15 protein-coding genes are annotated in these 16002 nt (G+C 68.7%); 4 read left to right on the forward strand and 11 right to left on the reverse strand.

Going from position 1 to position 16002, the window contains the following annotated elements:
* Positions 1-4: 4 nt before the first annotated feature.
* The 9 genes from P6F26_RS00275 to hslO form a co-directional block, all read right to left on the reverse strand.
* Positions 5-796 carry an ion transporter gene (locus tag P6F26_RS00275; protein WP_278026626.1) on the reverse strand — a complete coding sequence of 264 codons (792 nt, stop codon included), beginning with the start codon at positions 794-796 and terminating at the stop codon, positions 5-7.
* Between the two features lie 17 nt (positions 797-813).
* On the reverse strand, positions 814-2049 hold the full coding sequence (locus P6F26_RS00280; RefSeq protein ID WP_278026627.1) for a class I SAM-dependent RNA methyltransferase: 1236 nt from the start codon (positions 2047-2049) through the stop codon (positions 814-816).
* Between the two features lie 6 nt (positions 2050-2055).
* Positions 2056-2475: a VOC family protein gene (locus P6F26_RS00285; RefSeq protein WP_278026628.1), complete on the reverse strand. Its 420-nt coding sequence runs from the start codon at positions 2473-2475 to the stop codon at positions 2056-2058.
* Between the two features lie 40 nt (positions 2476-2515).
* On the reverse strand, positions 2516-4369 hold the full coding sequence (locus P6F26_RS00290; protein WP_430736702.1) for an ABC transporter ATP-binding protein: 1854 nt from the start codon (positions 4367-4369) through the stop codon (positions 2516-2518).
* Complete coding sequence (locus P6F26_RS00295) at positions 4366-6246, reverse strand: ABC transporter ATP-binding protein (RefSeq protein ID WP_278026629.1); 1881 nt, start codon at positions 6244-6246, stop codon at positions 4366-4368. The genes P6F26_RS00290 and P6F26_RS00295 overlap by 4 nt, the downstream gene beginning before the upstream one ends.
* A 38-nt stretch (positions 6247-6284) precedes the next feature.
* Positions 6285-6866, reverse strand: a complete 582-nt coding sequence (locus P6F26_RS00300) for a LysE family translocator (protein WP_278026630.1) — start codon at positions 6864-6866, stop codon at positions 6285-6287.
* Between the two features lie 252 nt (positions 6867-7118).
* Positions 7119-8264 carry a CCA tRNA nucleotidyltransferase gene (locus tag P6F26_RS00305; protein ID WP_278026631.1) on the reverse strand — a complete coding sequence of 382 codons (1146 nt, stop codon included), beginning with the start codon at positions 8262-8264 and terminating at the stop codon, positions 7119-7121.
* Positions 8261-8854, reverse strand: a complete 594-nt coding sequence (locus P6F26_RS00310) for a CoA pyrophosphatase (RefSeq protein ID WP_278026632.1) — start codon at positions 8852-8854, stop codon at positions 8261-8263. Before P6F26_RS00310 ends, P6F26_RS00305 begins: the two co-directional genes overlap by 4 nt.
* A complete protein-coding gene (hslO, locus tag P6F26_RS00315; protein ID WP_278026633.1) occupies positions 8838-9887 on the reverse strand; it encodes an Hsp33 family molecular chaperone HslO in 1050 nt (349 codons plus the stop codon). The genes P6F26_RS00310 and hslO overlap by 17 nt, the downstream gene beginning before the upstream one ends.
* A 154-nt stretch (positions 9888-10041) precedes the next feature.
* Between hslO and P6F26_RS00320 the strand changes: the two genes are divergently transcribed.
* The 3 genes from P6F26_RS00320 to P6F26_RS00330 all read left to right on the forward strand — a co-directional run bounded on the left by P6F26_RS00320 (position 10042) and on the right by P6F26_RS00330 (position 13023).
* Positions 10042-11292 (forward strand): glycosyltransferase, encoded by a 1251-nt coding sequence (locus tag P6F26_RS00320; protein ID WP_278026634.1) that lies wholly within the window; start codon positions 10042-10044, stop codon positions 11290-11292.
* Between the two features lie 113 nt (positions 11293-11405).
* The gene (locus P6F26_RS00325; RefSeq protein ID WP_278026635.1) at positions 11406-12425 is read left to right on the forward strand and encodes an NAD-dependent epimerase/dehydratase family protein; all 1020 of its coding nucleotides are present in this window, start codon (positions 11406-11408) and stop codon (positions 12423-12425) included.
* A 265-nt stretch (positions 12426-12690) separates the two neighbouring features.
* Complete coding sequence (locus tag P6F26_RS00330; RefSeq protein ID WP_278026636.1) at positions 12691-13023, forward strand: hypothetical protein; 333 nt, start codon at positions 12691-12693, stop codon at positions 13021-13023.
* A gap of 66 nt (positions 13024-13089) precedes the next feature.
* On the opposite strand, the gene P6F26_RS00335 is transcribed toward P6F26_RS00330, so the two are convergent.
* Positions 13090-14067 carry a KpsF/GutQ family sugar-phosphate isomerase gene (locus P6F26_RS00335; protein ID WP_278026857.1) on the reverse strand — a complete coding sequence of 326 codons (978 nt, stop codon included), beginning with the start codon at positions 14065-14067 and terminating at the stop codon, positions 13090-13092.
* Positions 14068-14149: 82 nt separating this feature from the next.
* On the opposite strand from P6F26_RS00335, the gene P6F26_RS00340 reads away from it, so the two are divergent.
* Complete coding sequence (locus tag P6F26_RS00340) at positions 14150-14611, forward strand: NUDIX hydrolase (protein ID WP_278026637.1); 462 nt, start codon at positions 14150-14152, stop codon at positions 14609-14611.
* On the opposite strand, the gene P6F26_RS00345 is transcribed toward P6F26_RS00340, so the two are convergent.
* Positions 14590-15879, reverse strand: a complete 1290-nt coding sequence (locus P6F26_RS00345) for a PP2C family protein-serine/threonine phosphatase (protein WP_278026638.1) — start codon at positions 15877-15879, stop codon at positions 14590-14592. The genes P6F26_RS00340 and P6F26_RS00345 overlap by 22 nt on opposite strands.
* Positions 15880-16002 lie beyond the last annotated feature (123 nt).

A 16002-nucleotide genomic window follows, 5' to 3' on the forward strand; every position in this document is an offset into this window, starting at 1 on the left:
CCCGCTATTTCTCCAGCCGCTCCTCGATCTTTCTCAGACGCTCCAGCACCTCGTCGCGATACTTGTCGGTTGCGGCGTTGCTTTCCTCGGCATGGGCGTCCTGCATCGAGTTCACGATGAGACCGACCAGCAGGTTCACCACTGCGAAGGTCGTGACCATGATGAACGGCACGAAGAAGGCCCAGGCGAAGGGATAGACCTCGAGGACGGGTCGCACGATGCCCATCGACCACGATTCCAGCGTCATGATCTGAAAGAGCGTATAAAGCGACGCGCCGAGCGTCCCGAACCAGTCGGGGAAGCTGGCGCTGAACAGCTTCGTCGCCATCACGGCGCCGATGTAGAAGATGATCGCCATCAGAAGGAACACCGAGCCCATGCCGGGCAGCGCCGTGACGAACCCCTCGACCACGCGGCGCAGGCGCGGCGCGACGGAGATCACGCGCAGCACCCGCAGGATGCGCAGCGCGCGCAGAACCGACAGGCCCTGCGCCGCCGGTATCAGGGCGATGCCGACGATCACGAAGTCGAAAACGTTCCACCCGGAGCGGAAGAACCGCGGCCCATGCGCCACCAGCTTCAGCGCGATCTCGATGACGAAGATCGCAAGGCAGGCCCGGTCGAGCGCCACGATCAGGGGACCCCAACCCGCCATCAGCGCGTCCGACGTCTCCATTCCGAGGATCACGGCGTTGAACACGATGACGCCGATGATCGTGTAGCGGACCTGCGGGCGGTCCAGCCAGTCGGCCAGACGGCCGCGAAGCCCTGCGGAGGCGGTGGTCGTGTCGGTCATGTGGTCCCTCGAACGCTTTACGCGCCGATATGGGGAAGGCTTAGCGACGCGGCAAGCTCCACATGCGGGGACCAGCGAAACTGATCAACGGGTTGCACCCAGTCGAGGCGATATCCCGCCGCCACGAGCAGTGCGGCATCGCGTGCGAAGGTGACGGGATTGCACGAGACGGCGGCGATGCGCGGCACTCGCGCCCCGGCCAGCGCGCGGGCTTGCGCCTCGGCGCCCGCGCGGGGCGGATCGATGACGACGGCATCGAAGCCCGCAAGCTCGTCGGGGCCGAGGGGACGGCGGAACAGGTCGCGCGCCTCGATCGTGACGGGCCGCAGGCCGGAGGCATGACGCGCGCCTGCGTCCAGCGCGGCCAGAAGGCCCGCGTCCCCCTCGACGGCATGAACGGCGGCGGTGCGGGCAAGCGGAAGCGCGAACGTCCCGCAGCCCGAGAAAAGGTCGGCGATCCGGGCGGCGCCCTGCGTAGCCTCGGCGACCGCTGCAAGCAGCGCCGCCTCGCCCGCCGCGGTCGCCTGCAGGAAGGCGCCGGGCGGCGGCGTCACGGTCGCGGGGCCGAACCTCTGGACCGGGGGGGCATCGGCGAAGACGGGCTCGTCGTCCCAGCTGAGGCGCGTGAAGTGCGGCGCGAACCTCGGCAGATTGGCGCGCAACGGCCCGTCGAGCGGCTTGCCGCCCGTCACGCGCAGGTCGACACCCGCCGGCGACAGCGTGAGCGAGAGGCCAAGGACCCCGCTTCGCGACGCGCCGAGGCGGGTGATCTCTTCAAGCGTAGGAAGGGTCGCCAGAAGCTCGGGCGCGAGCACGAAACAGTCACTGATCGGCACGATGGTGTCTGATTTCCGCGCGTGGAAGCCCACCATCGCGCCCTTCTTCGTGCGGCGACCGGCGAGCGTCGCGCGCCTGCGCGACCGGGGCGGCGAGGTTCGGATCTCGCGCATTGGCGCCTCCAGCCCATGCGCGGCAAGCGCAGTCGCAATGACCTGCGCCTTCCATCCGGCCACGAACGCGTCGCTGGCGTGCATCAGCGCGCATCCGCCGCAACTGCGGTAATGCGGGCAGGGCGCGGCCACGCGGTCCGGCGAGGGTGCGACGATCCGGGGGCTTTCGATCCGGTCGCCCGACGTCTCGCCGGACACGACCTCACCCGGGAGGGCCAGCGGAACGAAAAGGGGGCTGCCGTCCGGCGCGGCCGCAATGCCGTCGCCCAGGTGTCCCAACCGCGTGATCCTGACCTCGACCATGATGCCTCAGGCGTGGATCGCGGGGCTGAAGGCGTAGCCCTCTGGGCTGAGGATCGTGCATTCGCGGAGGCCGTGCGGCTTGTCGGCAGTGGGCTCGAGCACGGTGAACCCGGCGGCCTCGGCCTTCGCGGCCGCCACGTCGGGATCGACCCCGAAAAGGTAGAACTGCGCCCCCGCGCCGCGCGGCGGCGTTTCCGGCACGAGGCCGAGCAGGGGATGCGCGCCAAAGGCGCCGTCGCCGTGCAGCTGGAACGTGGACCCGTCGTGAACCGCAATGGCGAAATCCGCGCTTACCCGGTGGACCGAAAGGCCGAAGACCCCGGACAGGAACCCGGCCAGCGCCCCGACGTCCCGCGACAGGATGTTGACGCCAAGTCCGCTCAGGCTGCGCCCGAAGACGTCGGCGGGGACGGTTTCGTAATCCATGACGGCGGCCTCCTGCCGGTTCGTGCGTGGCGCAACCGGTCTATTCGGCCGCCTCGGCATGGATAAACCCGCCCGACTGCCGGTTCCAGTAGCGCGCGTAAAGTCCACCCGTCGCAAGAAGATCCTCGTGGCGTCCGTCCTCCACGATGCGGCCGCCGTCAAGGACGACGATCCGGTCCATCTCGGCCAGCGTGGACAGGCGGTGCGCGATGGCGATGACCGTCTTGCCCTCCATGACGTCCGTCAGCGTGGACTGGATCGCGGCCTCGACCTCGCTGTCGAGCGCGCTGGTCGCCTCGTCCAGCACGAGCACCGGCGCGTCCTTCAGGAACGCCCGCGCCAGCGCGATCCGCTGCCGCTGTCCGCCCGAAAGCTTCACCCCGCGCTCGCCAAGGAACGCGTCATAGCCGCTGCGGCCGCGATGATCCTTGAGCGACAGGATGAACTCGTGCGCCTCGGCCCGGCGCGCCGCCGCGAAGACCTCCTCGTCGGAGGCCTCGGGACGCCCGTAGCGGATGTTCTCCATCGCCGAGCGGTTGAACATCGCCGTCTCCTGCGTGACCATCGCGATCTGCTGGCGGAGACTGTCCTGCGTGATGTCACGGATGTCCGTGCCGTCGACCGTGATGCGCCCCTTCTCGATGTCGTAGAGCCGCAGCAGCAGCGCGACGAGCGTCGACTTGCCCGCGCCGGACGCGCCCACGATGCCAAGCTTCTGTCCCGGCTCGATCACGAGGTCGATGCCTTCGACCCCCCCGACGCGACGCCCGTAGGCGAAATCGACGCCTTCGAATGCGATCCGACCCTCCATGCGCGGCAGGCTCACCGCATCCGACGCATCGGTCAGCCTGTGCGGCGGCGTCAGGGTTCGCATCCCGTCCTCGACCTCGCCCACGTTGGCGTAGATCGCCATCAGCGTGAAGCTGACCCAGCCGGTCATCTGCGCGATGCGCATGGCGATGGCACCTGTCGCCGCAATCTCGCCGGGTGTCGCAAGGCCGTTCTGCCACAATAGGATAGCCCCGAGCACGAGCACCACCGGCAGAAGCCCCGCCGTCGCCATCAACGCGAAGCGGAACCCCGTCGAGAGGTAGCCGAAGGCCAGCGCCGACTGCCTGTAGCCGTGCAGCGCGTCGATCGCCGCCTCGTCCTCGTGCTCGGTATGGCCGAACAGCTTCACGGTCTTGATGTTGGTGATCGTGTCGACGATCTGGCCGGTGACGTTCGCGCGCGCCGCCGCCCTCGCCTGCGACCGGACGCGTATGCGCGGCAGGAACCAGCGAATCATGGCGCCGTAGCCGACCAGCCACACCAGAAGCGCGAGGCCGATCCGCCAGTCGATCGCCGCAAGCATCGCCAGCGCCCCGATCAGTGTCGCGACGGCGAAAGCGCCGGCGTTGATGACCTCGGTCACGACGTTCACGAGCGCGGTCGCTGCCTGCATCTGCTTCTGCGCGATCCGGCCGGCGAAGTCGTTGTCGAAGAAGGTGACGTCATGTCCAAGCGACCAACGGTGCAGGCGGCTCTGGATCAGCGGTGCGAGGTTCGGAGGCAGGACGATGCCGTTGAACGCCGCCGACGCGCCGAAGAACAGCGGACGCAGAAGCAGGTAGAACGCGGCATATGCCGTCACGAGAAGGGCGTTCTCGGCGAAATATCCCCCGGACCCGGCCACGGTGGAATCGACCAGAACCCCCAGCAGCCACGCCGCGCCGACCTCCATCGCGCCCGCCAGCCCCGACAGCAGCGTGGCGAACAGGATCACCGGCCATGCGCCAGCGAGGCACCAGCGAATGAACGGCCACAACTTGCCGGGCGGCGGCCCGCCCGCCGGTTGGAAGCCGTCGATCAGATTGCCCATCCGGTGAAGGATGCCGCGCATGGCGTCGATCATTCGGCCGCCTCCGTGGATGCCGCTTCGTGCTGCGGATCGGTGCCGATGAAACCGCCCGATTGCCGCGCCCAGAACCCGGCATAAAGCCCGGCATTCGCCAGAAGCTCGGCATGGGTGCCCTGCTCGGCGACATGGCCCCCGTCGAGAACGACGATGCGGTCCATGTGGGCGATGGTGGACAGGCGGTGCGCGATGGCGATGACGGTCTTGCCCTCCATCACGCCATAGAGCGTGTTCTGGATCGCGGCCTCGACCTCGCTGTCGAGCGCGCTCGTGGCCTCGTCCAGCACCAGGATCGGCGCGTCCTTCAGGATCACCCGCGCCAGCGTGACGCGCTGCCGCTGCCCGCCCGAAAGCTTCACGCCGCGCTCGCCGACATGCGCGTCGTAGCCGGTGCGTCCCTGCGGATCGGAAAGCTCGAGTATGAAATCATGCGCCTCGGCCCGTTTCGCGGCGGCGATCATCTCGGCCTCCGTCGCATCCGGCCGCCCATAGAGGATGTTGTCCCGGACCGAACGGTGCAGAAGCGCGCTGTCCTGCTGCACCATGCCGATCCTGCGGCGCAGGCTGTCCTGCGTGACATGCGCGATGTCCTGTCCGTCGATCAGGATCCGCCCGCCCTCCGGGTCGTAGAACCGAAGAAGCAGCTTCACCAGCGTCGACTTGCCCGCGCCCGAGCGCCCGATCAGGCCCACCTTCTCGCCCGGCCTTATGACGAGGCTCACGCCGTCGAGGCCACCGGCCCCGCGCCCGTAATGGTGCGACACGCCGTCGAAGGCGATCTCGCCCCGATCGAACGTCAGGGGCACGGCCTCCGCTGCATCGGTCAGCATCACGGGATCGGTGATCGTCTCCATGCCCTCGGCAACGACGCCGAGCGAGCGGAAGAAGCTGGATACCGCCCACATGATCCAGCCCGTCATCGCGTTGAGCCGCAGCGTCAGGGCCGTCGCCGCGGCGACCGTGCCGACGCTCGCCGTCCCCGCCGCCCAGAGCCACACGGCCCAGCCCACGACCGACACGATCAGAAGACCGTTCAGCAGCGTCAGAACGACGTCCATCACAGTGAAAAGGCGCATCTCATGCGCGAAGGTGCGTCGCGTGGTCTCGATCGCCTCGCGGGCGTATTCGATCTCCTGGTCGTGATGGGCGAAGAGCTTCACGGCATGGATGTTGGTATAGCTGTCCACAACGCGGCCCGTCGTGGCCGAGCGCGCATCCGCGCTCGCCTTCGAGGCCGGCCCGATCCGCACGATCGTCCAGCGCAGAAGCAGCCCATAAAGCGCGAACCACGCGGCGAGCGGCAGCAGGAGCCGCGGATCGGCGCCGGCCAGCAGGACCGCGGCTCCCAGCAGATAGGCGAGCGAGAATGTGATCGCGTCGAAGACCTGGAACACGGCCTCGCCGCCGCTGGTGGGCGTCTGCATGATCCGGTTGGCGATACGGCCCGCGAAGTCGTTCTCGAACCACCCCACGGACTGGCGCAGGACCTGCCGGTGCGCGCGCCAGCGGATCAGCGTGCCGAACTGGGGCAGGATCGCATTGTTCAGGAGCGCGACGTTCAGCCCCTGGATGACCGGACGCACGAGAAGGATGAACAGCGCCGCCAGAACCAGCTCGGTCCCGTGCCGCGCAAGGACATCGGACGCGGCGCCGGTCGACAGAAGGTCGACCACCCGTCCCATGTACCAGATCAGCCCGACCTCGATCGCCGCGACGACAACCGCCGTGACGGCGGTGAGGGCGTAGACCGTCTTGAAGGGCTGTGAGTAGTCCCAGAGAAACGCGAAAAGGCGCCGGGGCGGGGCGTCCGTCTCGGTGTAGGCCGCGTAGGGATCGACCCGTGACTCGAAGAAATGGAATAGTCTGGAAAACATGGCGTCCGCCGTCCTTGAGCTCACATATAGGCCCCGGCCTACAGAAAGACCATGACAGCCGATGCGCCCAGACCCGTGGCCATGACGCGCGCGAAGATGCGCCACGCGCCCGCGTTGGACAGAAGAAGCGCAAGCAGCGAGCCGGCGTAGCTCCAGAACAGGCAGACGAGAAGGTTGAGCGCCGAGAACGCGATGGCCAGTCTCTGCGCTTCGTCGAGGGGGGTAAGCCCCGCGCCATAGCCCGACGCCGCCGCCATCGCGATGGCCCAGACCTTCGGGTTGACCCACTGGAAGAGGATCGCTTGCGTCACGCCCCAGGGCCGGGCGTCATCTGCGCGGGCGGCGCCCGCGGGCTCCGATCGCCAGAGGCGCGCGGCCATGTAGACGATCCAGCCTGCCGCGGCTAAGCCCAGAGCGCCCCTCACGACGGGCCATTCGGCGAGGAGGGCGCCGACCCCCAGCCCGGCCAGACCGGCAATGATCCCCACCCCAAGCGCGACGCCCGCCACATGGGGCAGCGTCGCGCGGAACCCGAACCTCGCACCGGACGCGGTCAGCAGGATGACGTTCGGACCAGGGGAAACGAGCCCGAAAAAGACGAACAGGTAAAGGGGATCCATGAAGCCTCGACGTGGCGCCGACGCACCCAATCCCGGCCCCGCGGCGCTGTCAAGAAGTCGCGCAAGTAGGGGGCTCCGCCCCCCGGCCTGCGGCCTCCCCCCGGAGTTTTTCCGCAAGGATGAAGCCACGCCCGCGCACCTTCCTTCATCCTTGCCGAAAAACTCCCGCCGGAGGCATCAGCGCCGGCGAGGGGCCATCGGCCCCGAGACGGCGCTTCGCGGGGCGACGCCGCAGGCGGCGCAATCCCCGTGTCACGAGAGAAGGTCGTGTGGCCCGAGGCGGAAGCCGCTGTCGATCCATGCGCGCTCCAGCCGGGAGAGCTCGGCGCCGAGCGCGGGTCCCTCGAAGGCGGGCATCAGGTCGGAGGCCTTCACCGGAAAGACCGCGGCGGCGCCGCGGGCGGCGGCCGCCAGCGCCGCGGGATCAGGCGCGCGCGCCTCCGCCGCGGCGCGCAGGAGCAGGATTTCGCGCGCGGTGTCCCTGCCGTGGCGATATCCCAGTTCTCCGGGAGACGCCGCGTTCGACATGCCGTCGCGCAGGAGCGCGAGGCGGCGGGCCTCGGCCTTCGAGAGACGCAGCCGCCCCGCCGGGTCTTCGCCGCCAAGCGTGGCGAGACGGCGGAGCGGGTCGGCGGGAAGCCCGTCCTCGAGCGCGACCAGGACAGGAAGCATGCGCGCGTCTGCGCCGGGCAGGATGCGGGCGAGCACGCCGCCCTGCGCCATCGCGGCGACGGACGGGGCGGGATCGGGGGCGGCAAGAAGCTTGCGCATCTCCGCGCCGACACGCTCTCGCGAGAGGCGCCCGAGGCCCTCGGCCATTTCGGCGGACGCCGCGAGGCCAGCCGCGTCGAGGCCGCCGCCGGGCGCGGAATACCAGGCGTGGAAGCGGAAGAAGCGCAGGATGCGGAGGTAGTCCTCGGCGATGCGGTCATGCGGATCGCCGATGAACCGTACCCGGCCCGCAGCGATATCGGTCAAGCCCTCGCCCGTCGGGTCGAGAACCGTCCCGTCGCGCAGCGAATAAAGCGCATTGATCGTGAAGTCCCGCCGGTGCGCGTCCTCGTCGAGGCGGTCGGTATAGGCAACCGTGGCGCGCCGCCCGTCGGTCTCGACATCGCGCCGGAGGGTCGTCACCTCGAACGGGCGGTGGTCGGTCACCAGCGTCACCGTGCCGTGATCCTCGCCTGTCGGCACGCAGCGGATGCCGGCGGCCCCGGCGATCTCGGCCACGCGCCCTGGGGGCACGTCGGTGGCGATGTCGATGTCGCCCATGGCGCGCCCGAGAAGCCCGTCGCGCACGCATCCTCCGACGAACCACGCGCGCGCGCCGCCCTGCTCGAGCGCGTCGATGACCGCCGTCGTGGCCGGATCCGTCAGCCAGTCCGCGACAAGTCTCATGGCCCGAGCCTGTCGGCCAGCGACTTCAGGATGCGCGCGGTTGCGCCCCAGATGTAGTAGGGGCCATAGGGCGCGACGTAGTAGTTGCGCCGCGTTCCACGCCACAGGCGGCCCTCCACGCGGTAGTTGGAGGGATCCATCAGGAAGGCGAGCGGCACGCGGAAGACCTCGGCGACCTCGCCCTCCTCCGGCACGGCCGCGAACTCCGCGCGGACCCGCGCGAGGATCGGGGTGATCGTGTAACCCGTCACCGTCTCATGCGCCGGCAGCTCGGCGATCAGCGCGACGTTGGAGGGGTCGAGGCCGATCTCCTCACGCGCCTCGCGCAGGGCCGCGGCCGCGGCGCCGTCGTCGGTGCCGTCCACCTTGCCGCCCGGAAGCGCGATCTGGCCAGGGTGGTGTTTCAGGTGCGAAGCACGCTTCGTGAGGATGACCTCACTGCCAAGCACCGGGATCAGCACCGCCGCGGCGCGCAGCCGCCTGCCCTCGGGCAGCTGGACGCCGGGATTCAGGTCGTAGTCGGACGATGGCCGGGCCGCGCGCGTGTCGAGGGCGGCCCTCAGCGTCTCGAGGTCAACCGGCTGTCCCATCGTCCTCACCGGGCGCATCGCCATCCGCGCGCCCGCCCTCGCCGGCAGGATCGCGGTCGGCCTCGAAGCCGAGTGTCCGTGGATCGAACTCGTAATGCGCGCCGCAGAACTGGCAATCCGCCGTCACGATGCCCTCGTCGGTCGTCATGTGGCCGATATCCTTGGCCGAGTAGATCGACAGGCTTTCGCGCACGCGCTCGGCCGAGCACGTGCAGCCGAAGCTGACCGGCTGGGCATCGAAGACGCGCGGGGCCTCCTCGTGGAAAAGCCGAACCAGAAGGTCCGTAGGTGCGATCCGGGGGCCCACCAGCTCCATTTCCTCGACGGTATCGAGCAGGAGGTTGGCCCGGCGCCAGTTGTCGCCGTCGTCGCCGTCCAGCAGATCGTCGGCCGCAAGCAGACCACCCTCGCCCGAGCCGCCCTCGCCCGGGGGCGGCCGGGACGCCTTGGGCATGTGCTGAAGCATGACGCCGCCGGCACGCCACGTCGCGTCCTCGCCCGGCTCGCGGCTTTGACCGTAGCTGAGCGCGAAGCGCGTCGGCAGCTGTTCGGACTGCGCGAAGTAGGTCTCCGCGCAGGCCGCCAGCGACCCGCCCGCGAGCGGCGTGATCCCCTGGTAGGGCGCGGTGCCCTTGCCCTGGTCGATCAGGATGGCGAAATAGCCGCCGCCGACCTGTGGGAACGGGGCGCCGCGTTCCTCGAGGCGCTCGGCGTCGTAGCTGGCGAAGGCGCGGATCCACGCCGGCGCACCCTCTTTGGCGGGGGCGAAGAAGTCGGTCGCGATCAGTCGGATCGGGCCGTCGCCGCGCACCTGAAGGGACAGTTTCCAGCGCAGCTTGATCGTCTGGCCGATCATCGCGGTCAGAAGCGCCATCTCGGCGACCAGCGCCTCGACCGCGGGCGGATAGTCGTGCTGGTGCAGGATGCGGTCGAGCGTCTGGTCCAGCCGCGCGACCCGGCCGCGGATGTCGGCATGATCGAGCTGGAAGGGAAGGACGGTGTCGTCCCATGCAATGCGTGTCGTGAGGGTCATGATGTCAGTCCGGGCTCGGTAGGGCCGCTTGCGTCACATATAGTCGGGAATGCCGCAATCCCAAACCGCGAAGCGCGGGGCCCGCGCGCTTGCCTGTGATACCCCGATCGGGGAAGGATGCCCGGACCGCCCCGTTCCGGACCGCCGCCGCCGCATGAACATCCTTTTCGTCCACCAGAACTTTCCCGGCCAGTACAGGGAACTCTTTCGCTACCTCGTGGCGCAGGGCGGACACCGGATCGTCTTTTTGACGCAGCGCAGCGACGCGCCGCACGTCGAGGGCGCCCAGATCGTCGTCTACAAGTCCCACCACAAGGCCGCCCCCGGCGCCTATGCGCTTTCGTCCTACTGGGAGGATTGCTGCGGCAACGGGTTCGGGGCGGCGCAGGCCTGCGAGACGCTGAAGGCCGACGGGTTCCGCCCCGATGTGATCCTGGGTCATGTGGGCTGGGGCGAGCTGACCTTCATGAAGCAGGTCTGGCCGGACGTGCCGGTGCTGGGCTTTTTCGAATACTACTTCCTGTCCGAGGGCGGTTCCGTCGGCTTCGACCCCGAGTTCCCGTCGAGCGATCAGGCGCGCTTCACCATGCACGCGCGCAACGCGGTGAACTTCGCCAATTTCCAGACGGTGGACCTTGGGCATTCACCGACCACGTGGCAGCGCGACACCTTTCCCGAAAGCTTCCACCCCGGGATCTACGTCTGCCACGACGGGATCCGCACCGACCGCCTGCACCCAAACCCGGACGCAAGGCTGCAGCTTGCGCGGCTGGACCGGCCGGTGACGCGCGCGGACGAGGTCTTCACCTACATGGCCCGCAACCTCGAGCCGGTGCGCGGGTTCCACGTCTTCATGCGCGCCCTGCCGCACATCCTGAACGCGCGACCCAACGCCCGCGCGCTCATCATCGGTGGAAACGAGACCTCCTATGGGCGCAAGGCCGACGAGGCCGGAGGCTACCGCGCGCGGATGGAACGGGAGGTCGGCGACCGGCTCGACTGGAACCGCGTGCATTTCCTCGGGCGCGTGCCTTACACCTCCTACAAGCAGGTCATCCAGGTCAGCCGGTGCCACATCTACCTGACGGTGCCCTTCGTGCTGTCGTGGTCGCTTCTGGAAGCGATGGCGATGGGCGCCACCATCGTCGCTTCGGACACGGCCCCCGTGCGCGAGGCGGTCGAACACGGAAAAAACGGTCTCCTCGTCGATTTCTTCCAGCCCGAGGCGCTGGCGCGGCAGGTCGTGGAAGTTCTGGAGCGGCCCGAAGCCCATGCCCCTCTCGGCGCCGAGGCGCGGCGTTTCGTGGTCGGGACGCACGATTTCCACACCCGGACGCTTCCGGTGCATATCTCGAGGATCAACAGCCTCGTGCCCCGCGCGCGCCGGATCGAGCTTCCTCGCTGACGGCGCGCGGCTTTTTGGGATACCGCGGGCCCGCGCGATGACCTATTCGGTAGGCCGGAATTCATGATCGCCGCCCCCGCCATCGCCGGGCGGCAAGGCAGGGGAGCCACGCCATGGCAGCGCGCAGGGCACTGGTCACGGGATCGGCGGGGTTCGTCGGCTTTCACGTCTGCGCCCGCCTTCTGGCCGAGGGCTGGGAGGTGGTCGGCATCGATGCGCTCACCGACTATTACGACGTTTCCCTGAAGGAACGGCGGCAGTCCATGCTGCTGCAGAAGCCGGGCTACACCGCCGTGACCGAGCGGATCGAGACACCCGGCGCGGTCCATGACCTGATGGCGCGACATCGGCCCGACGCGGTGGTCCACCTCGCCGCGCAGGCCGGCGTCCGCTACTCGATCGAGGCGCCCGAAAGCTACGTCGAGGCCAATCTCGTCGGCACCTTCCGCGTCCTCGAGGCGATGCGCGCGTTCCCGCCGGCCCACAGCCTTCTGGCCTCCACCTCGTCGGTCTACGGCGCGAATACCGAGATGCCCTATGCCGAGACGGACAAGGCCGACACGCAGATGTCGTTCTACGCCGCCACGAAGAAGGCGAACGAGGCGATGGCGCATTCCTACGCGCATCTCTACGGCCTGCCGACGACGATGTTCCGCTTCTTCACCGTCTACGGCCCCTGGAGCCGCCCGGACATGGCGCCCTTCAAGTTCACGCGCGCGATCCTCGCCGGGAAGCCGATCGACGTCTACAACCACGGCCGGATGAGCCGCGACTTCACCTACATCGACGATCTTGCGGACGCGATCGTCCGGCTGATCGACGTCGCTCCCGTCCGCCCCGAGGACCCCGCCTCGATCCCCGAAGGCGACAGCCTTTCGCCGGTGGCGCCGTTCCGCATCGTGAACATCGGTAGCTCGGCGCCTGTCCCCCTGCTCGATTTCATCGCGGCGATCGAGGCTGCGACCGGCCGCGCCGCGGTCAAGAACATGATGGACATGCAGCCCGGCGACGTTCCCGCCACCTGGGCGGACGCGACGCTTCTGCGGCAGCTGATCGGAGAGCGTCCCGGAACGGCGGTCCGGGACGGCGTGGCGAGATTCGTCGCGTGGTATCGCGACTATTACGGCACCTGAGCGCGTCGCCACCCATCCGCCCAAGTTACAGAAATCGCGCCGATTTTCACGGCTTCGAGAGTGCACGATCACGCGGCCGTGCGGTTCGTGCGCAGGGCGCAGGGTGTTGTGCAATAACGCACCTACTTCTCGTGAATCTCTCAGTTCCGTGTGTTGAATGAGGGCGCAAGAGGGCTCAGCTTAGGATCATCGAACGGCCAGACAGCCGAAGACGATCCAACAAGAGCCCGGGACACACCCCAGGCACCACACCAAGGAGACTGAAATGAAACGCACGATCATCACCGCAGCGATCCTCGCCGCCACCGCAATGCCGGCGCTTGCCGCCGACGCCACGCAACAGGCGATCAACCACTTCAACCTCAGCGCCGACAGCCGCTCGGACCTCATCGCGGCAGGGCCGAACGGTCCGGTGCTGGGCACGACGGTTTCGACCCGTGGCGACGAGGCCATCGCGGTCGCGGTTCGCAACTACAACGCATCCGTGGACCGCGCGGCCGAGCGCATCGACCTGAACTCGGTCACCGTGTTCTCGGGCGAGCCGGCCTACGGCGCCGAGATCTTCGATGAGCTGCGTCGCGCCGACGACAGCAACTGAGCCGGGGGTCTCTCCCTCTCCGACTCGGCTGACGGCCTCGCCCCCAAGGGCGGGGCCGTTCACGTTTCAGACGAGGCCCGCGCGAAGGCAGTCGTGCAGGTGAAGGATGCCGAGCGGCCGCGCGGCATCATCCGTGACGAACAGCGCGGTGATCTTGTTTTCCGACATCAGCGCAAGCGCCTCTGCGGCGAGCATTTCCGGCCCGATGACCCTGGGACTGCGCGTGGCGACCTCGCCCGCGCGGCGGTCCATAAGGTGGTCCATGTTGCGCCGCAGGTCGCCGTCGGAAATCACGCCGACAAGGCGGCCGCCCTCGGTCACGCCGGCGATGCCGAAGCCCTTTTCGCTCATCACGACAAGCGTCTCGGGCATGGCCGCGCCCACCTCGACCAGCGGCAGGGCCGCCGGGCCGTGCATCAGCTGCATCACCTTCGACAGTCGCGCCCCCAGCTTGCCGCCTGGGTGGAACGTGCGGAACTGTTCGGGCAGGAACCCGCGCCGTTCCATCACCGCGACGGCCAGCGCGTCGCCGAGTGCAAGCGTCAGCGTCGTGGATGTCGTCGGCGCCATGCCCAGCGCGCAGGCTTCGGGCGCGGGGGGAAGGGTCAGCCGGTAGTCGGCGGCCTTCATAAGCGTTGACTCGGGCCTGCCGGAGATGCCGATCAGCGGGATCGAGAAGCGGGCGACATGGGCCACGATGTCCCGCAGTTCCGCGGTCTCGCCGGAATTCGAGATCAGGATCGCAAGATCGCCCGGCATGATCATCCCAAGGTCGCCGTGGCTTGCCTCAGCGGGATGGACGAAGGCCGAGGGAGTTCCGGTCGAGGCGAAGGTCGAGCTGATCTTGCGCGCGATATGCCCCGACTTGCCGATGCCGCCGAGGATCACGCGGCCCTGCGTGGCGAGGATCCCCTCGACCGCAGCCTCGAAGTCCTCGGGCAGGGCGTCCGCAAGTTCGAGAACGGCCGCGCCCTCCGTGCGGAGGACACGCTCGGCCGTTTCGCGGGCCGACGGCGTCGTGCGGTCTGGGGCGGCGTCGCTCATGGGCGACCCATAGCCGATGGCTCCGGCCTTGGCGAGAGGCCCGGCGGATGGCAGAAACGGCGCCACGTCGTCGGAGGCTTCCATGAACCGCAGATTCGGCCGCCCGCCCATGCCGGGACAACGCTACGTGCCCCGGCCCGGCGTCTATGCGATCATCGATGCGGGCGACGGCCTTCTGGCCACCTTCCAGGAGGCGCCCCGGCCGGAACTTCAACTTCCCGGCGGCGGCATCGACCCCGGCGAGAGCCCGCAGGCCGCCCTGTCCCGCGAGGTGATGGAGGAAACCGGCTACGCCATTCATTCGATCCGGCGGCTGGGCATGTTCCACCGTTTCACGTTCATGCCCGACTACGACCTCTTCGCGCAGAAGCAATGCCACATCTATTTCGCGCGGCTCGGGCCCCGGCGCTCGGACCCCACGGAAGCGGGGCATTCGGCGGTCTTTCTGCCGTGGGAGACGGCGGCCGAGAAACTTGCCGTGTCGGGAGACAGGCATTTCGTGTCCGAATGGCTGCGCCGCCGTCAGGCCGCGTGGTCCCCGTAGCTGACCAGAAGCGCCGACACGTCGTCGGGGAAGTCGCTTCCGCCCATGTGACGTTCGAGGTCCGTCGCGATGGCGGACAGAAGCGCCTGGCCGTCGAGATCCGCGTGGCGGCGGCAGATGCGGATCAGGCCGTCCTCGTCGAGGAACGCGCCGTGCGGGGCGGGGCTTTCGGTCAGGCCGTCGGAGTAGAGCAGCAGGCGATCCCCGGCGGCGAGCCGGAAGCTGAAGGCCTCGAACTGCGCCTCCTGGAAAAGGCCCACGGGCATCCCGCCGGATCCCACCAGCTCGACCTCGCCAGACCGTCGCAGGATGAGCGGGTTCGGATGCCCGGCCTGCACCATTCTGACGACGCCGGTGCGCCGGTCGAGGAAACCGAGGCACAAGGTGAGATAGCGTTCGTTCTTGAGTTCGCTCAGAAGTTGCCGGTTCAGGCGCGCGGCGACAAGGTCGGGCGGCAGCGCGGTAAAGAGGCCGCCGCCCTGCGCGGACAAGGCGACGTTCTGTTCGGGGGCGCCGTCGCTGAGCATGCCGGCCGCCCGGGCGACGACCATGGCGGCGGCGACGCCATGCCCCGACACGTCGAGAGCGTAGAACCCCAGCTTGTCCTGCGCGGCCTCGAAGAAGCCAACCATGTCGCCGCCCACGTGGCCGCTGGCCTTCAGCCAAAGCGAGATCTCCGCGCCGGGCAGCTTGCGCGTCCTGTCGCGCAGAAGCGACCGCTGGAGACGCCGCGCTTCCTCGAGATCGGCATCGATCGCATCGTAAAGCTTTCGGATTTCCAGCAGCGCATTGCCGAGAGAGCGCGTCTTCTCGACCAGTTCGCCCTGCATCGTCACGATCCGCGCGCCCGCGTTCAGCCGCGCCCGCAACTCGGGCGCGCTGACGGGCTTGGTCAGGAAATCGTCGGCGCCGGCCGCCAGCCCCTCGGACAGGTCGCTGGTCTCCGACTTGGAGGTCAGGAGCACGACATACTGATAGCCCTCGCGCCCGGTCTCGCGCAGGCGCCTGCAGAACTCGGGCCCGGTCATGCCCGGCATCATCCAGTCCGAGACGATCAGGCCGATGCGCGGGTCGCGCGCAAGCTCCAGCGCCTCGCCGGGATCGCCGCTGGCCACGGCCTCGTAGCCCCACCGCTGCAGGAGCGTGAGCAGCAGCTTGCGCTGCGCGGCGCTGTCGTCGAGCACCAGAACGGCAGGCCGGCGCGCGGTCGCGCCTGCCGGCGTCATGGCCGGACCGCTGGCCTCGAGCGGATCGCGTTCGCGATACATGGGGACCTCGTCAGTGCAGGCGGCCATCGCTTTGACATGCGCGCCTTAACGGGTCGTGAAATGGCGAATGCGTCGGATGAAGGCCCGCGCCGTCAAGGATTTGTTAACGAATTGGACCGAGGC

Origin of the sequence: Roseicyclus salinarum (assembly GCF_029624655.1) — a bacterium.
Classification (GTDB): Bacteria; Pseudomonadota; Alphaproteobacteria; order Rhodobacterales; family Rhodobacteraceae; genus Roseibacterium; species Roseibacterium salinarum.

Bases quoted from the DNA above. Each gene is read 5' to 3' on its own strand.
- P6F26_RS00345 (WP_278026638.1), bottom strand. From the start codon at position 15,879: ATGTATCGCGAACGCGATCCGCTCGAGGCCAGCGGTCCGGCCATGACG.
- P6F26_RS00310 (WP_278026632.1), bottom strand. From the start codon at position 8,854: ATGGGACAGCCGGTTGACCTCGAGACGCTGAGGGCCGCCCTCGACACG.
- P6F26_RS00330 (WP_278026636.1), top strand. From the start codon at position 12,691: ATGAAACGCACGATCATCACCGCAGCGATCCTCGCCGCCACCGCAATG.
- P6F26_RS00290 (WP_430736702.1), bottom strand. From the start codon at position 4,369: ATGATCGACGCCATGCGCGGCATCCTTCACCGGATGGGCAATCTGATC.
- P6F26_RS00275 (WP_278026626.1), bottom strand. From the start codon at position 796: ATGACCGACACGACCACCGCCTCCGCAGGGCTTCGCGGCCGTCTGGCC.
- P6F26_RS00305 (WP_278026631.1), bottom strand. From the start codon at position 8,264: ATGAGACTTGTCGCGGACTGGCTGACGGATCCGGCCACGACGGCGGTC.
- P6F26_RS00325 (WP_278026635.1), top strand. From the start codon at position 11,406: ATGGCAGCGCGCAGGGCACTGGTCACGGGATCGGCGGGGTTCGTCGGC.
- P6F26_RS00295 (WP_278026629.1), bottom strand. From the start codon at position 6,246: ATGTTTTCCAGACTATTCCATTTCTTCGAGTCACGGGTCGATCCCTAC.
- P6F26_RS00320 (WP_278026634.1), top strand. From the start codon at position 10,042: ATGAACATCCTTTTCGTCCACCAGAACTTTCCCGGCCAGTACAGGGAA.
- P6F26_RS00285 (WP_278026628.1), bottom strand. From the start codon at position 2,475: ATGGATTACGAAACCGTCCCCGCCGACGTCTTCGGGCGCAGCCTGAGC.
- hslO (WP_278026633.1), bottom strand. From the start codon at position 9,887: ATGACCCTCACGACACGCATTGCATGGGACGACACCGTCCTTCCCTTC.
- P6F26_RS00280 (WP_278026627.1), bottom strand. From the start codon at position 2,049: ATGGTCGAGGTCAGGATCACGCGGTTGGGACACCTGGGCGACGGCATT.
- P6F26_RS00335 (WP_278026857.1), bottom strand. From the start codon at position 14,067: ATGAGCGACGCCGCCCCAGACCGCACGACGCCGTCGGCCCGCGAAACG.
- P6F26_RS00300 (WP_278026630.1), bottom strand. From the start codon at position 6,866: ATGGATCCCCTTTACCTGTTCGTCTTTTTCGGGCTCGTTTCCCCTGGT.
- P6F26_RS00340 (WP_278026637.1), top strand. From the start codon at position 14,150: ATGAACCGCAGATTCGGCCGCCCGCCCATGCCGGGACAACGCTACGTG.